Raw genomic sequence first — 14,475 nt, 5'->3', positions numbered from 1 at the left:
CAAGCGAGGAGGTGGTCACGTGCGGACGGTGACGGGACGGACGGACCGGGTGGTGGTCGTCGGGGCCGGGCTGGGCGGGCTCGCCTGCGCGCTGCACCTGGCGGGCAGTGGCCGGCAGGTGACCGTACTGGAGCGTGAGCCGGTGCCCGGCGGTCGGGCCGGACGGCTCGGCGTGGACGGCTACGAGTTCGACACCGGCCCGACCGTGCTCACCATGCCCGACCTGATCGCCGAGGCGCTCGGCGCGGTCGGTGAGGAGCTGCACGACTGGCTGGACCTGACCCCGCTCGACCCTGCCTACCGGGCGTACTACCCGGACGGCTCGACCCTCGACGTGCTCACCGACACCACCCGGATGGCGGCCGAGATCTCCCGGGTCTGCGGGCCCCGCGAGGCGGACGGCTATCTGCGTTTCGTCGAGTACGCGCGGGAGTTGTGGCGTCTGGAGCGGACCGACTTCATCGAGCGCAACCTGGACGCGCCGACCGACCTGATCACCGGCAACCTGCTCAAGCTGCTCACCGGCGGGGCCTTCCGACGCCTCCAGACGAAGATCAACCAGTTCTTCCGCGACCCGCGTACCCAGCGGATCTTCTCCTTCCAGGCGATGTACGCCGGCCTCGCGCCGCACGACGCGCTGGCCATCTACGCGGTCATCGCGTACCTCGACTCGGTGGCCGGGGTCTACTTCCCGCGCGGCGGCATCCACGCGGTCTCCAAGGCGATGGCCGGCGCGGCTGAGAAGCACGGCGTGCAGATCCGGTACGACACCACGGTGACCCGGGTGGAGACCGCGAACGGCCGCGCCACCGGCGTGCTCACCGCCGACGGCGAACTGGTGCCGGCGGACGTGGTGGTGCTCAACCCCGACCTGCCGGTCGCCTACCGGGACCTGCTCCCCGCCGCGCCGCAGCGCCGGCTCACCTACTCGCCGTCCTGCGTCGTTCTGCACGTCGGCTCCCGACAGGGCTATGCGAAGATCGCCCATCACAACATCCATTTCGGACGCGCGTGGAAGGGCACCTTCGATGAGGTCATCCGGCGGGGTGAGCTGATGACCGATCCGTCGCTGCTGGTGACCAACCCGAGCCGGACCGACCCGACGGTGGCCCCACCGGACCGGCACACCTACTACGTGCTCGCCCCGGTGCCCAACCTGCACCGGGCGCCCTTCGAGTGGCGCGGAGACCTGACCCAGCGCTACACCGACCGACTGATCGGCACCCTGGAGGAGCGCGGTTACGTCGGCTTCGGCGCCGGGGTCGAGGTGCTCCGGGCGATCACCCCCGCCGAGTGGGAGGAGCAGGGGATGGCCGCCGGCACCCCGTTCGCCGCCGCGCACACCCTCTTCCAGACCGGCCCGTTCCGCCCGTCGAACCTGCACCGCAACCTGTCGAACGTGGTGTTCGTCGGCTCCGGAACCCAACCCGGGGTCGGCGTACCGATGGTGCTCATCTCCGGCAAGCTCGCCGCCGGCCGAATCACCGGGGAAGGCCGATGAGCACCCGTGAGGTACACCTCGTCGAACTCGTCGACGAGACCGGCAAGGCGCACGGTGAGACGACCGTCGCGGCCGCACACCAACCCCCGGGGCAGCTGCATCGGGCCTTCTCGGTGTTGCTGGTGGACCCGGACGGCCAGGTGCTGCTCCAACGTCGAGCCGCCGTCAAGACCCGATTCCCGCTGCGCTGGGCCAACTCCTGCTGCGGCCACCCCCGACCGGGAGAGTCGCTCGCCGAGGCGGCCAACCGCCGGCTGGGCGAGGAGTTGGGGGCGGGCCCGGTCGAGCTGACCGAGGTCGGCGTCTACGTCTACTACGCCGAGGACCCGGCGACCGGTCGGGTCGAATTCGAGTACGACCACGTGCTGCGGGGCGAATTCCGGCCCAGCGCACCGCTACTACCGGACCCGGACGAGGTGGCCGAGCTGCGGTGGGCCGATCCCACCGCGTTGGAGGCCGAGTTGGACCGCGACCCCCGGTCGTACGCGCCCTGGCTGGGTGGGGTGGTGAACCGGCTGCTGCACCCCTCGGGGTCCGGGTCGGGCACAACCGGCCCGGCCATGACACCGCCCGAATCGTCGGCGGATGACACGGCGGAGCGGTCGGGTGGTCGATGAGGCGCTGAGCGCGGGCGCGGTCGCACGGCGGTTGGGAGTCGCGGTGACGACCCTGCGCACCTGGCACCAGCGCTACGGGCTCGGGCCCAGTGAACACGTCCCCGGTCACCACCGCCGGTACACACCGACCGATCTGGCCCGTCTGGAGATCATGCGACGGCTCACCGCCGAGGGGGTGAGCCCCGCCGAGGCGGCCCGCTGGGCCCGCCAGGCACCGGATCCAGTGCCCAACGGCACCCTCGCCCCGGCCCGGATCCACCCGACCGGCAGGGACGGCGGCGGCGGCACCATCCCGGTCGGCCGTGCCGGCCCAGCAGCCCGCGGGTTGGCCCGCGCCGCCATGCGCCTGGACGCGGCGGCGATCAGCGAGACGATCGCGCACGCCCTGGCCGCTGGCGGGGTCGTCGCCACCTGGGATGGCCTGCTGCGGCCGGTGCTCGCCGGAATCGGCGAACGGCACGCCGCCACCGCCGGTCTGATCGAGGTGGAACACCTGGTGTCCCGCTGCGTCTCGGAGGCTCTCGCGGCGGCCAGTCGGGCCAAGGTCCCTACCGGGCCGGCCCGGATCCTGCTCTCCTGCGCCGACGAGGAGCAGCACACCCTGCCGCTGGAGGCGTTGGCCGCAGCGCTCGCGGAGGCCGGTGTCAGCTACCGGATGCTCGGCGCTCGGATGCCGGTGCCCGCTCTCGTCGAGGCGGTGAACCGGACCGGCCCGGCCGCCGTGGTGCTCTGGTCGCACACCCGGGCCACCGCCGACCCGGCCCAGCTCAGCGCGCTGCTCGCAGCGCCCCGCCGCCCGTTGCTGGTGCTCGCCGCCGGCCCCGGCTGGCGCGCGGACACGCTGCCCGCCGGGGTGGTGCGGCCGGTCGACCTGGCCGAGGCGGTCTCGCTCTCCGCCGCCGTCCGCGACTCTCTGGACCAGTCGAGTCGTGATTGATCGCACTGTCGCCGGTCGGCAGCGTGAACTACCGTCGGGCGGGTCCGCCGACCCCGACCCTCCGGGAGCGAGCACATGCAAGCCCGCGCTGTCCTGGCGCCCGTCCTCGCCATGGCGCTGGTCTTGTCCGGTTGTGCCCAACCGGACCGCACCATCGCACCCGCCGGCGCTGTCAAGCCGGTGCAATCGACCACACCCCCCACCCCGTCACCGCACCCCAGCACCAAGCCGGCCAAGCCGCCACTGCGGCCGCTGCCGGCCAAGCTCCCCGCCGGCCTCGGGCGCAACACCGGCGTACGCCCGGTGGCCCTGACGTTCGACGACGGACCCAACCCGGCCTGGACACCCAAGGTGCTCGACCAACTACGGGCCGCCAAGGTGACCGCAACCTTCTGCGTCGTCGGTCGCGAGGCGCAGCGCCACCCGGAGTTGATCCGACGGATCGTCCGGGAGGGACACCAGCTCTGCAACCACAGCTGGCGGCACGACCTCGATCTGGCCCGCCGACCGGTCGCCGAGATCCGGGCCGACCTGGACCGCACCAACAAGGCCATCCGTAAGGCGGCTCCCGGCACGAAGGTGTCGTTCTACCGGCAGCCGGGCGGCCGGTGGACGCCGGAGGTGATCGCGGTGGCGAAGGACCTCGGCATGCGCCCGCTGCACTGGTCGGTCGACCCACAGGACTGGGACAAGCCGAGCGCGGCCACGATCGGCAAGCGAATCCACACCGCCACCCGCCCCGGTGCCATCGTCCTCCTGCACGACGGGGGCGGAAATCGGGCCGCGACGCTCGCCGCATGCCCCCAGGTGATCTCCGACCTGAAGCGGCGCTTCGGCATCACCCGACTCCAGTAGACCCGCTCTGACCTGCGGCTTAACCCTGATCCGATACCGATTTTGTCGACCGCCCGAGCATCACGTATGCTTTCGAAGCCTCCGGCGGGGCCGGATGGGAGCAAGTCCGCTTGAAGTTGCGAGTGTGCAATGATGGCGGGGCCGCCCTCATCGTCTAGCGGCCCAGGACGCCGCCCTTTCAAGGCGGTAGCACGGGTTCGAATCCCGTTGGGGGCACGACCGGCGCAAGCCGGAGCACGGCCGGCTCACGCCGGAGGCACTACCGGCGCAAGCCGGAGCAACACAAGCTAGGTCCTGTGGAGCAGTTGGAGTGCTCGCCGCCCTGTCAAGGCGGAGGTCGCGGGTTCAAGTCCCGTCAGGACCGCAGCGCTGACGCCGCGCATCGCGCGGCGTTCTGCGTATCGGAGCAGGTCACCCTGCCGCCGGTTCGTCCGGTTGCCGGGTAGCATGAGCCGAGCGACACGGCCAGGTAGCTCAGTTGGTACGAGCGTCCGACTGAAAATCGGAAGGTCGGCGGTTCGACCCCGCCCCTGGCCACATAGCCTTTCGCCGGGCTACAGAGGTCCCCACCAGCGGAAACGCAGGTGGGGATCTTGCTGTTTCCGGCCTTCGCACCGGCACCCCCAAGATCCGAGAAGGGTCGCCCGTCCGTGACGAATCGGCGACCCTCTGTCCGGAACCGGGCACCGCGCGAAGCTGCACACCCGGGCATCAGCCGGTATGGTCCGGGCCTATGGGACAGGAATTGACTGATCCGGCCGACATCCGGCAGGACGTCGACCAGTTCTCTCTCCGGTGCAGCCTCCTCGTCCCGGGCTCCGCCGAGCAGGCCTTCGCGGTCTTCACCGATCAGCTGACCGAGTGGTGGGTCACCGAATACACCTGGTCCGGCCCGGATGCCCTGGCCGAGCTGGGCATGGAGCCGCGAGCCGGCGGCATGCTCTACGAACTGGGCCCGTACGGCTTCCGCGCCGACTGGGGCCGGGTGCTCACCTGGGATCCGCCCCGCCGGCTCGTCTTCGTCTGGCAGATCGGCCCCGACCGGGCGCCGGTGCCGGACCCGGCTCGCGCGAGCGAGGTCGAGGTGCTGTTCCACTCCGAGGGGCCGGAACGCACCCGGGTCGAGCTGGAGCACCGGCACTTCGACCGACATGGCGAGGCTGCCGAGGGTTACCGCAAGGCGCTCACCGCTGGTTGGCACGAGCTGCTCACCCGCTACGTCGCCACGGTGTCGCGCCACCGCCCCACCACCGCGGCCTGACTCCCCACCCGGTCACCGGCCGAGCCGCCGATTGGCAGCCGCCCCGCTGAGGTCCCCCCGACCACCCAGGTCGGCGCGTTGGCCGGCCTCCGCCCCCGAGCCGAAGCCGGTGCCGCCCAGTCGGCGGGGCGGTGCGGTGCGCAGCCGCGGGTACTCCTCGGTGAGCCGTCGCTGCACCCGGTCGGACCGGTCGGCAAGCACCAGCGCCATCGACGGCGTCCCCGGCTCGCTGGCCGCCGCCGCCTCGGCCGCCCAGAGCCGGCCTCCGATCACCTCAGCGAAGCCCGCCAACCAGGAGCGGCGGAAGGCGGCGGGGTGGTCGTCCGAGGGGACCTCGGTGGCGGCCAGGCCGTGCGCCGCCTGCACGAGCAGCGAGGTGAAGAGCAGGTCGACCCGTTCCAGGTCACTGGCGAACCCGAATAGGTGCAGGGCGAAGCCGTTGCCCTGCCGACGGCGTACGCAGCGGCAGCGCAGCGGCTCGGCCACGGCGGCGAGCAGGCCGACCTTGTCGCGGGCGTACGGGGCGACGACGTCCAGCACTCGATCGCCGACCGGGTCGGTGGTCGGATCCCGGGCGGCGAGCAGCGCCCGGTCCACGCCGTAGCGGGCGATCAACTCGGTCGCCTTGGCGGTGAAGGCGGCCGACTCGGCCGGCGTGCAGGCCGGATCCTCGGCCTGAGCCAGCAGCTTGCGCACCTTGCTGAGCATGGCCTCGGACATGCCTACAGAGCTATCACACCGGCCGGACAAGAACGCCTGACCGGCCCGTGTGGCACCTCACCCGGCGCGGCTGCGCAGGGTGGCGATCGTCGAACCAGCGAGCGTGAGCAGGCACTCGGGGAGCTGCCCATCGGCCGCCGCGGCGCCGAACAACGCCTCACCGGTCGGATTGTCACGATTGGCGTACGCGCTGACGAAGCGGGCCACCCAGCGGGTGTCGTACCCGGCCTGATCGATCCCCGGGAAGTCGAGCGCCGCCCCGCTGGCCGCTGGCGCGTCCCCGAGCATCGTCGCGGCGAGGCACCAGGCCACCCCGTACGCGCCGCTCAGGCCGGCCCGGTCGACGACCGCGTCGAATGCTCCCACCACCGCGTCTCCATCCCCGTTGAGCGCCGAGCTGAGCACGGCGGCGGCGTCGTCGAACGTCTGCTGTGGTAGGTCCGTCACGCAGCGCACAGTAGGAGGGACGGTCAAGACCCCTCGACAACCATCACTGTCCGTGTTCAACGCGAGCTACCTGCGCATTGCGCCACCTCCACGGTCCCGCCAGCGGCTCCGGCACGCTAATGTGCGCAGCGGACCTTCGCCGGAGGAAGGACGACCATGCTCTTATCACGCCGCTCGCGGGTGGCCTCACTGGCTGCCTGCGCGACGATCCTGCTCGCCACAAGCGCCTGCGGGGATGACAAGCCCGATGAGGCAAGCGCCCAACAGGTGCGCCTCTACGGCACGGACGGCAACATGCTCAACTCCTATCCTGCGGAGTTGAAGGAACGGGCGAGTCTCGTCGACGGGATGAAGGGCACCACGCCCCTCGTTCCGCTGCCAGACGACTTCAAGGGCCGGCTACGGGCCGTCAATCCGGCGCTGACGGATTATCTCTATGCCGCCGAGTCCTACGACGCGGTGGTGATCGCCGCGCTCGCCGCCCAGTTGGCCGGGAGCACCAACCCTGCCGACATCGCGAAGCAGATCGTCGGTGTGACAAACGGTGGGCAGCGCTGTGAGGACCCGGCCAGCTGTCTCACGTTGGCCCGCAACGGGCAGGACATCGAGTACCGCAGTGTGTCGCTGACCCGGGCGGGTTTCACGGACAAGGGTGAGCCGGCCACCGCGAGCTACGCCACGCTGACCTTCGACGGGCAGCAGATCAACGATGGCAAGACCGAGTTCGTCGGGGCTGGCATCGAGTCGGCGGCGAGCACCAAGACTCCGCCGAAGCCGAAGAAGCAGCGCCCGGGTGGGAGCACCAACCAGAAGCCGCTGATCCTTGGCGGCCTACTGCCGAAGACCGGTGACCTGTCGATCGCCTACCCGTCGATGGCGGCCGGTGCCGCGCTGGGCATCAGGGAGGTGAACGCCGCTGGCGGTGCGCTGGGCAAGCCGGTGACCTGGCTGGATGGCGACGACGGCACCAACCCGGCGGTGGCCAAGGCGACCGTGGCCAGGCACGTGACGGACGACGTCAGCGTGATCATCGGTGCCGGCGGCTCGGGCATCTCGCGGGCGGTGCTGCCGGACGTGGTGCAGGCCGGGAAGATCCTCTTCTCGCCGTCCAACACCGACGCCGGCCTGACCGACGTGGAGGACGGCGGCCTCTACTTCCGCACCGCCCCGCCGGACAGCCTCCAGGGCCGGGCGCTGGCCGACGTGATCCTCCGCGACGGATCACAGAAGATCGTCATCGTCGCCCGCAAGGACTCCTACGGTGAGGGCCTCCAGGCCACCGTCCGCGACGAGCTGGAGAAGGCCGGCATCCCCGGCGAGCGCCTCAAGCTGATGACCTACGAGCCGCCGGCCGACGCCAAGGCACCCCCGGTCGACTTCACCGGCGGCGCGAAGGAGATCAAGGAGTTCGGCGCCGACGCTGTGCTGATCATCGGCTTCAGCGAGTCCGCACAGGTGATCCGCGGGATGGCCGACTCCGGGGTGCAGTTCCGGAACTGAGCATGACCGCAGACCTCAAACGGCCGCACCGGCATCCCGCCGGTGCGGCCGTTTCGCTTCCACGGATGTCACCGCGCCCGGCGGCGCTCCAGGAACTCGGTCATCCGCCGCTGTTTCTCGTCGTCCTCGAAGAGCACCGCCTGGCTGACCAGGTCGAGGTGCGGGTGTGCGGCGGCGGGGGCGTCCACCGCCAGCTTGGTCAGCCGCACCGCCAGCGGCGAGCCCAGGGCGATCTCGTCCAGCAGCGCGTGGGCCACCGGCAGCAGCTCGTCGGGCTCGTCCACCACCCGGTTCACCAGGCCGATCCGCAGCGCCTCCGCGGCGTCCACCCGCCGGCCGGTGAAGAGCAGCTCCTTGGCCCGGCCCTCGCCGATCAAGGCGGGCAGCCGGTGGGTCGCGCCAGCGCCGGCCAGGATGCCCAACCGCACCTCCGGCTGGCCGAAGACCGCCCGCGCCGTGCACACCCGCAGATCGCAGGCGTACGCCAGCTCCGCGCCACCGCCCAACGCCGGGCCGTCGACGGCGGCCACTGTCGGCATCGGCAGCGCCCGGATGCGCGCGAAGGCGGCAGAGTTGATCGCGGCGAGGGCGTCCGTGCGACCGCGCTCCCGGAGCTGACCGATGTCGGCGCCACCGGCGAAGATGCCCGCCGCGCCACCGGTCAGCAGCAGGAGGCGCGGACGTGCCTCCAACTCGGCGCAGACCTGGTGCAGCTCGGCGATCAGGTCGGCGTCGATGGCGTTGCGCTTCTCCGGACGGTCCAGGGTGACCACCAGCCGGTCCGACCGCTCCTCGATCCGCAGCCCGCTCACTGCTTCACACCGCCTTCCCACCGGTAGAAACCGTGCCCGGACTTCTTGCCCAGCCGCCCTGCGGCCACCAACTCCTGCAGCAGCGGCGGCGGCGCGAAGCGGTCCCCGTACGCGGCCTGAAGAGTGCGGGCGATGTCCAGCCGCACGTCGAGGCCGACCAGGTCGGTGAGCTCCAACGGCCCGATCGGGTGCCGGTAGCCCAGCACCATGGCCTTGTCGATGTCCGCCGGACTGGCCACCCCGTCGGCGACCATCCGGATCGCCTCCAACCCCAGGGTGACCCCGAGCCGGGAGGTGGCGAAGCCGGGCATGTCGCGTACGACGACGGGGTCCTTGCCCAGCCGGCCGGCGAGCGCGACTGCCGCGGCGGTGGTCTCCTCGGCGGTGGCCGGGCCGACCACGATCTCCAGCAGCGCCATCGCCCAGACCGGGTTGAAGAAGTGCAGGCCGACGAAGCGTTCGGGGGCGTCCAGCTCGGCGGCCAGAGCACCGATGGCGATGCTGGAGGTGTTGCTGCCCAGCAGGGCCGGGCGCAGCGCGGCGGCGTCGCGCAGCACCGCGCGCTTCAGGTCGAGGCGCTCCGGTACCGCCTCCACGATCACCTCGGGGGCGGGTGCGACCTCGGCGAGGGTGGGGCGCAGCGTCACCCGCTGCCGGTTCGCGGCGGCCTCGTCGGCGCTCAACTTCCCGCGCTGCACCGCCCGCTCCCACAGCTCGGCGAGCCGGTTCAGCGCGGCAGCGCCCCGCTCGGGGTCCACCTCGACCAACTCGACGGCGTGCCCGGCGTCGGCCGCCACGTACGCGATGCCAAGCCCCATCGTGCCGGCACCGACGACCACGAAACGTTCGCTCATCACGCCTCCCTGTCCCGCCCGCCGGCGCGCGGGGTCGCCGCCGCACCAAGCCGGGTGTCCCGCCCGATCCGCTCGCTCATGGTGCGACCCTAGACAGCGCGACGACCCGGCCCATGCGTGGGGGAGCGCCGGATCGGGTAATGACGGCCCGTCAACCAAGGGAAGGACCGCATCGACATGAGCCAGGCACCGGAGAGCGTCACCGACTCCGAAATCGTGGAGACCCGAGGCGACGAGCGGGTCGAGCTGCTGCGCGCCGACACCAACAACGACGGCAAGACCGATGTGTGGGTGGTGGACACCGACGGCGACGGCAAGGCCGACCTGTTCCAGTTCGACACCGACGGTGACGGCAAGGTGGACATCACCATGGTCGACATCGACGAGGACGGCCAGCCGGACGAGGTGGTCGACGGCGACGGCGGTCTCCCGCCCGAGCAGCTCCCCCCGACCGTCCAGGTCTGAGTCGTCCGACGGCCCCGGCCTGCGCCATTGCGGAGGCCGGGGCCGTCGCTCAGCCGACCAGGCGCAGGGTGGCCAGGTAGTAGGGGGCGTCGCGGTCGTCCACATCGGTCAGCCGCCAGCCGCTGCCGTGCACCAGGCTGGCGAACTCGTCGGCCGAGCAGACCAGGTAGTCGAACCACTCGGTGCTCAACTCGCGGTAGCGCAGCCGCAGCCGTAGCTGGCCACCGAGCCGGCCGCGCCGACGGTTGCGCTCGTGGTAGCCGGTGTGCAGCGGGTCGCGGGTGCCGTACGGGTCGGTGCCCTGCGCGATGATCTGCGCTCCCGGTCGGGCCAGCGCGGCGAGCGCGGCCAGGAACCCGGGGGCACGCTCCCGCCCCTCGAACAGCCCGAGGTTGTTGCCGAGCAGCAGGAATGTGTCGTACCGCGAACCGTCGGCGATGTGCGAGTCGACGGTACCGTGCACCAGCCGTTCGACCCCGCGACGCCGGCTCACCGCCAGCGCACCCGCGGAGGTGTCCAGCCCGGTGACCGGTACGCCGCGCTCCTGGAGCTGCAGCGCGATCCGGCCGGCTCCGGTGCCGATGTCCAGCGTCTCGCCGTGGGCCTGGTCCACCGCGCGGTGGTCGTACGGCTGCCAGTCCGCCGGCCCGTCCAGGTAGTGCGCGGCCGGGGCGCCGTTGATCAGACCGTCGTCCCGTTCGATGATCTCGATGACGGGTCGCGGTAGTCGACCGCCGACCAGCGGGCGGGGGCCCACTCCGGTCGCCACGGCGAGCGTGTCCCGCAGCAGTTCGCCGATCACGTCACCGATTAGAGGCTCAACCGTCACGGCGTTCACGCTATCCGGCCACTCAGTGGCCCGCAGCGGCCGTATCCTGGCGGCGTGACCACGCTAGACCGGCTGTCGGCTGAGAAATACATCCTGCTCACGACCTTCCGCAAGGACGGTCGGGCGGTGCCGACCCCGGTCTGGGCGGTGCGCGACGGCGAGGCGTTGGCGGTCTGGACCCGGGCCGACTCGGGCAAGGTGAAGCGGATCCGCCGCAACGGCGAGGTGACCGTAGCGCCGTGCGACGTGCGGGGTCGGCCGCACGGGGCGGAGGTGTCAGCTCACGCGACGATCTACGGGGGCACCGACACCGGCCGGGTCCGCGACCTGCTCAAGCACAAGTACCGCCTGATCGGCCGACTGAGCCTGCTGGGCAGCCGGTTGCGTCGCGGTGAGGGCGGCACGGTCGGCATCCGGGTGACGCTGGCCGAACCGCAGCGCTGACCCACCGCTGGCGTCGGGCTCGGTGGGCATGGAAAGGGGCGGCGGATCGAGATCCACCGCCCCTGACGAAAAAACTATGCCGGCTCAGTCGCCCTGCCGCTGCTGCGGGATCTGGCCCTGCAACAGCGCCCTGACCTCCGACTCACGGTACCGACGGTGGCCACCCAGGGTGCGGATGGCACTGAGCTTGCCAGCCTTGGCCCACCGGGTCACCGTCTTCGGGTCGACCCGGAACATCGACGCCACCTCGGCCGGCGTGAGTAGCGGCTCTGGTTCGTGCGTTCGCGATGCCATCGGTCACTCCTCCACATGTATAGACATCGGCCGGGGTCCCGCCGGCCGACGCGTCTCCCATGGTCCGGCTAGTCCCCGATGTCCGACATGGGCCGAACGGATGAAGGTCCCTAGACGGACGGATGAACCATGCCCGATTTTTACGACTTTTACATAGCAGAAAGTACCTTATTCGGACTCATGATCACGGTTCGTGATGCGTCAACTACGAGCACACCTCATTTTGGGAGCGCTCCAAGGGCGATTTGCCCCTAGTTGCACCGCTCCAACAGCTGCACCGCGCGCCACCGTGCCACCAACTTGTCGTACGCGGCAGATGCCTCCTCGGCCTCGCCGCGCGACAGCCCCGCGAGGCCGCCGGCGACCAACTCTGGCGAGTCGTCCGCCGCGAGGGTCTCGTCGGAGAGCAGGTCGACCAGACCGCCGTAGTCCAGCTCGACCACGGACCGCGGATGGAACTCCTCCAACCAGCGCGCCGCTTCCTCCACCGCCTCGGTGATCGGCGCCTCACCCACCGACTTGCGCAGCACCGACAGCGCCCGCGACGAGCGGCGTCGAGCCTTGGCGATCTCGGTGCGGTAGCGCATCGCCCGCCGGCCCGGCTGGGTGACCAGGTCCCGCTCTTCCGGATCGAAGAGCACGAACCACCGCAGCGGTACGCCCCAGGTGGCGATCTGCTCGTGCACCCGGGGCACCCCGTGCTCCAGCACCCGGGCGCCACTGCGCCAGTCGTCCACCACCGCCCTGGCCTGCCCGGCGAGCACCGGCGGCACGAAGGCGTCGGCGAGCACCGGGGGCACCCCGTCCCGGGCGCTGAGCGCCGCCTCAGCGACCCGGATCCGCAGGTTCCAGGGGCAGACCAGCAGGCTGTCGTCCGTCTCCAGGACGTACGCCTCATCCGGCAGGTCGGGCAGCCGGGTCCAGCCAGCACCCAGCGCCTCGATCACCGCCGTCCGCTGCCGACCGGGCCCCTCGACCGGGGCGACTGCGCGACCTTCGGAGACATAGCGGCGCCAGTAGCTCTGCCGGTCTCGATCGAAGGCGGCCAACGGTTCGTACACGCGCAGGTAAGAAGCGAAGAGCGACGGCACCGCGCGATCCTCCCACGAACCGCCCCCGTACGCGGTCAGTGGCCAGAGCACGCGCGCCGCAACGTGGGACGGCGGTGGCGCGTCGAGCGCCCGCACGGCGGCCGATACTAGGCTCGATCACACCGGCAGCATCCCCGCCGGGGTCCACCAGGTCCGCGTCCCACAAGGACGCACACCATCGTAGGAGCCAACCATGGGCGTATTCGCGAGCACCGACGACCCGGTATCGACCGGTCACGAGCAGGTCGTGTTCTGCCAGGACAAGCAGAGCGGCCTGAAGGCGATCATCGGGATCTACTCCACCGCGCTGGGCCCGGCGCTCGGCGGCACCCGCTTCTACCCGTACGCCAGCGAGGACGACGCCCTCGCCGACGCGCTGGACCTGTCCCGCGGGATGGCCTACAAGAACGCGCTCGCCGGGCTGGACCTGGGCGGCGGCAAGGCCGTCATCTGGGGCGACCCGGAGCAGATCAAGAGCGAGGCGCTGCTGCGCGCGTACGGTCGCTTCGTGGAGTCGCTGGGCGGCCGTTACTACACCGCCTGCGACGTCGGCACGTACGTGGCGGACATGGACGTCGTGGCCCGGGAGACCCGCTACGTGACCGGCCGCAGCGTCGAGCACGGCGGTGCTGGCGACTCGTCGATCCTCACCGCCTGGGGTGTCTTCCAGGGCATGCGGGCCGCCGCCGAGCACGTGTGGGGCACTCCGAGCCTGCGGGGCCGGCGGGTCGGCGTGGCCGGCCTGGGCAAGGTCGGCAAGTACCTCACCGGGCACCTGCTGGAGGATGGCGCCGAGGTGGTCGCCACCGACGTCAACACGAAGGCGCTGGCGTGGGTGCGCACCAACCACCCGCAGGTCACCCTCGTCGACGACGCCAGCGCGCTGGTCGCCGCGGACATCGACGTGTACGCGCCGTGCGCGCTGGGCGGCGCCCTGAACGACGACACCGTGTCGGCGCTGCGCGCCAAGGTGGTCACCGGGGCGGCGAACAACCAGCTCGCCCACCCGGGCATCGAGAAGCTGCTGGCCGACCGGGGCATCCTCTACACCCCGGACTACGTGGTCAACGCGGGCGGCGTCATCCAGGTGGCCGACGAGATCGAGGGCTTCAACTTCGACCGGGCGAAGCTGCGGGCGACCCGGATCTTCGAGACCACCCGCGAGATCCTGCACCTGGCTGACGCGGAGGGCGTGCCGCCGGCCGTGGCCGCCGACCGGCTGGCGGAGCGGCGGATGGCGGACGTCGGCCGGCTGCGCGCGATCCACCTTCGCTGAGCGTTCCCGGAGGCGGATCGACGAGATCCGCCTCCGGGCCCCCTACGGCGACGTCTGTCGCTAAGCTGAGGCCGGGTCAATTTTGATGCGGTTTGTCCGGTGTCACGGGTGCTAACCGATCCGCTCCTTACCCGGTACACTGGGTGACGGCCGGATCGACGCGACGCGCAGAGCCGGCTGACGGTAACCCGAGGTGCCGAACGGTGGCATCCCCATGTACCGTAAGAGCCACGAGAGATGCCTGACGTCATCGGGGCCCGCCTTCGGGCTGCCCCGCATTCTGTGCGAGGGGGTCGAGCCATGGGGCGCGGCCGTGCTAAGGCCAAGCAGACTAAGGTGGCGCGGGAGTTGAAGTACCACTCCCCGAACACCGACCTCACCGCCTTGCAGCGCGAACTGGCGGGTGCTGGTAAGTCTGAGCACCACTTCGACGACAACTCTAAAGAGTTCGTCGACGACGATGATGAGGATCACGCGGACGACGATCCGGATCCCTGGGTCCGTCCGACCCGCTGATCTCCGATGCAGCTGAGCACGCGGTAACCCCCGCGTGCTCACGCACGTCCCGTGCA

At 71.2% G+C, this 14,475-nt stretch carries 17 protein-coding genes and 3 tRNA genes; 13 read left to right on the top strand and 7 right to left on the bottom strand.

Features of this window, described 5'->3' with window-relative positions:
* Positions 1 to 19 precede the first annotated feature (19 nt).
* The 8 genes from crtI (at position 20) to IF46_RS0128115 (ending at position 5,171) form a co-directional block, all read left to right on the top strand.
* Complete coding sequence (gene crtI, locus IF46_RS0128150; RefSeq protein WP_030491416.1) at positions 20 to 1,501, top strand: phytoene desaturase family protein; 1,482 nt, start codon at positions 20 to 22, stop codon at positions 1,499 to 1,501.
* On the top strand, positions 1,498 to 2,118 hold the full coding sequence (gene idi, locus IF46_RS0128145; RefSeq protein ID WP_030491415.1) for an isopentenyl-diphosphate Delta-isomerase: 621 nt from the start codon (positions 1,498 to 1,500) through the stop codon (positions 2,116 to 2,118). The genes crtI and idi overlap by 4 nt, the downstream gene beginning before the upstream one ends.
* Positions 2,108 to 3,055: a MerR family transcriptional regulator gene (locus tag IF46_RS0128140; protein ID WP_030491414.1), complete on the top strand. Its 948-nt coding sequence runs from the start codon at positions 2,108 to 2,110 to the stop codon at positions 3,053 to 3,055. Before idi ends, IF46_RS0128140 begins: the two co-directional genes overlap by 11 nt.
* Before the next feature lie 75 nt (positions 3,056 to 3,130).
* Positions 3,131 to 3,910: a polysaccharide deacetylase family protein gene (locus tag IF46_RS0128135; protein WP_030491413.1), complete on the top strand. Its 780-nt coding sequence runs from the start codon at positions 3,131 to 3,133 to the stop codon at positions 3,908 to 3,910.
* 143 nt (positions 3,911 to 4,053) lie between these two features.
* Positions 4,054 to 4,126 (top strand) — tRNA-Glu (locus tag IF46_RS0128130).
* A 74-nt stretch (positions 4,127 to 4,200) separates the two neighbouring features.
* Positions 4,201 to 4,274, top strand: a tRNA-Asp gene (locus tag IF46_RS0128125).
* 99 nt (positions 4,275 to 4,373) lie between these two features.
* A tRNA-Phe gene (locus IF46_RS0128120) sits at positions 4,374 to 4,447 on the top strand.
* A gap of 196 nt (positions 4,448 to 4,643) precedes the next feature.
* The gene (locus IF46_RS0128115; protein WP_030491412.1) at positions 4,644 to 5,171 is read left to right on the top strand and encodes an SRPBCC family protein; all 528 of its coding nucleotides are present in this window, start codon (positions 4,644 to 4,646) and stop codon (positions 5,169 to 5,171) included.
* A 12-nt stretch (positions 5,172 to 5,183) separates the two neighbouring features.
* Here the strand turns inward: IF46_RS0128115 and IF46_RS0128110 are convergent, their stop codons facing one another.
* Complete coding sequence (locus IF46_RS0128110; RefSeq protein WP_030491411.1) at positions 5,184 to 5,891, bottom strand: DUF2786 domain-containing protein; 708 nt, start codon at positions 5,889 to 5,891, stop codon at positions 5,184 to 5,186.
* Positions 5,892 to 5,948: 57 nt separating this feature from the next.
* On the bottom strand, positions 5,949 to 6,338 hold the full coding sequence (locus tag IF46_RS0128105) for a hypothetical protein (protein WP_030491410.1): 390 nt from the start codon (positions 6,336 to 6,338) through the stop codon (positions 5,949 to 5,951).
* 156 nt (positions 6,339 to 6,494) lie between these two features.
* On the opposite strand from IF46_RS0128105, the gene IF46_RS0128100 reads away from it, so the two are divergent.
* Positions 6,495 to 7,838 (top strand): ABC transporter substrate-binding protein, encoded by a 1,344-nt coding sequence (locus IF46_RS0128100; RefSeq protein WP_030491409.1) that lies wholly within the window; start codon positions 6,495 to 6,497, stop codon positions 7,836 to 7,838.
* A 68-nt stretch (positions 7,839 to 7,906) separates the two neighbouring features.
* Here the strand turns inward: IF46_RS0128100 and IF46_RS0128095 are convergent, their stop codons facing one another.
* Positions 7,907 to 8,650, bottom strand: a complete 744-nt coding sequence (locus tag IF46_RS0128095; protein ID WP_030491408.1) for an enoyl-CoA hydratase/isomerase family protein — start codon at positions 8,648 to 8,650, stop codon at positions 7,907 to 7,909.
* Positions 8,647 to 9,504: a 3-hydroxyacyl-CoA dehydrogenase family protein gene (locus IF46_RS0128090; protein ID WP_030491407.1), complete on the bottom strand. Its 858-nt coding sequence runs from the start codon at positions 9,502 to 9,504 to the stop codon at positions 8,647 to 8,649. Before IF46_RS0128090 ends, IF46_RS0128095 begins: the two co-directional genes overlap by 4 nt.
* Positions 9,505 to 9,681: 177 nt before the next feature.
* Between IF46_RS0128090 and IF46_RS0128085 the strand changes: the two genes are divergently transcribed.
* Positions 9,682 to 9,969 (top strand): hypothetical protein, encoded by a 288-nt coding sequence (locus IF46_RS0128085; protein ID WP_030491406.1) that lies wholly within the window; start codon positions 9,682 to 9,684, stop codon positions 9,967 to 9,969.
* Positions 9,970 to 10,018: 49 nt separating this feature from the next.
* Here the strand turns inward: IF46_RS0128085 and IF46_RS0128080 are convergent, their stop codons facing one another.
* Entirely contained in the window at positions 10,019 to 10,798 is a 780-nt protein-coding gene (locus IF46_RS0128080) for a class I SAM-dependent methyltransferase (protein WP_030491405.1), read from the bottom strand.
* Between the two features lie 54 nt (positions 10,799 to 10,852).
* Between IF46_RS0128080 and IF46_RS0128075 the strand changes: the two genes are divergently transcribed.
* Positions 10,853 to 11,242: a PPOX class F420-dependent oxidoreductase gene (locus tag IF46_RS0128075; RefSeq protein WP_030491404.1), complete on the top strand. Its 390-nt coding sequence runs from the start codon at positions 10,853 to 10,855 to the stop codon at positions 11,240 to 11,242.
* Positions 11,243 to 11,326: 84 nt separating this feature from the next.
* Here the strand turns inward: IF46_RS0128075 and IF46_RS0128070 are convergent, their stop codons facing one another.
* Positions 11,327 to 11,536, bottom strand: coding sequence for a BldC family transcriptional regulator (locus IF46_RS0128070; protein ID WP_007073996.1), 210 nt, complete (start codon positions 11,534 to 11,536; stop codon positions 11,327 to 11,329).
* Between the two features lie 251 nt (positions 11,537 to 11,787).
* A complete protein-coding gene (locus IF46_RS0128065; RefSeq protein WP_030491403.1) occupies positions 11,788 to 12,627 on the bottom strand; it encodes a hypothetical protein in 840 nt (279 codons plus the stop codon).
* Between the two features lie 193 nt (positions 12,628 to 12,820).
* Between IF46_RS0128065 and IF46_RS0128060 the strand changes: the two genes are divergently transcribed.
* Both IF46_RS0128060 and IF46_RS0128055 read left to right on the top strand, forming a co-directional pair.
* Complete coding sequence (locus IF46_RS0128060) at positions 12,821 to 13,903, top strand: Leu/Phe/Val dehydrogenase (RefSeq protein WP_030491402.1); 1,083 nt, start codon at positions 12,821 to 12,823, stop codon at positions 13,901 to 13,903.
* A 300-nt stretch (positions 13,904 to 14,203) separates the two neighbouring features.
* A complete protein-coding gene (locus tag IF46_RS0128055; RefSeq protein ID WP_030491401.1) occupies positions 14,204 to 14,419 on the top strand; it encodes a DUF3073 domain-containing protein in 216 nt (71 codons plus the stop codon).
* Positions 14,420 to 14,475: the final 56 nt, after the last annotated feature.

This window comes from Micromonospora chokoriensis, assembly GCF_000718555.1.
Classification (GTDB): Bacteria; Actinomycetota; Actinomycetes; order Mycobacteriales; family Micromonosporaceae; genus Micromonospora; species Micromonospora chokoriensis_B.
The sequence above is the reverse complement of the archived record's forward strand: the minus strand, read 5'-3'. Positions and strand labels throughout refer to the sequence as shown.

Excerpts from the sequence above, each read along its gene's own strand:
- IF46_RS0128055 (WP_030491401.1), top strand. The coding sequence starts at position 14,204 with ATGGGGCGCGGCCGTGCTAAGGCCAAGCAGACTAAGGTGGCGCGGGAG.
- IF46_RS0128100 (WP_030491409.1), top strand. The coding sequence starts at position 6,495 with ATGCTCTTATCACGCCGCTCGCGGGTGGCCTCACTGGCTGCCTGCGCG.
- IF46_RS0128085 (WP_030491406.1), top strand. The coding sequence starts at position 9,682 with ATGAGCCAGGCACCGGAGAGCGTCACCGACTCCGAAATCGTGGAGACC.
- IF46_RS0128110 (WP_030491411.1), bottom strand. The coding sequence starts at position 5,891 with ATGTCCGAGGCCATGCTCAGCAAGGTGCGCAAGCTGCTGGCTCAGGCC.
- idi (WP_030491415.1), top strand. The coding sequence starts at position 1,498 with ATGAGCACCCGTGAGGTACACCTCGTCGAACTCGTCGACGAGACCGGC.
- IF46_RS0128060 (WP_030491402.1), top strand. The coding sequence starts at position 12,821 with ATGGGCGTATTCGCGAGCACCGACGACCCGGTATCGACCGGTCACGAG.
- IF46_RS0128090 (WP_030491407.1), bottom strand. The coding sequence starts at position 9,504 with ATGAGCGAACGTTTCGTGGTCGTCGGTGCCGGCACGATGGGGCTTGGC.
- IF46_RS0128115 (WP_030491412.1), top strand. The coding sequence starts at position 4,644 with ATGGGACAGGAATTGACTGATCCGGCCGACATCCGGCAGGACGTCGAC.
- IF46_RS0128135 (WP_030491413.1), top strand. The coding sequence starts at position 3,131 with ATGCAAGCCCGCGCTGTCCTGGCGCCCGTCCTCGCCATGGCGCTGGTC.
- IF46_RS0128070 (WP_007073996.1), bottom strand. The coding sequence starts at position 11,536 with ATGGCATCGCGAACGCACGAACCAGAGCCGCTACTCACGCCGGCCGAG.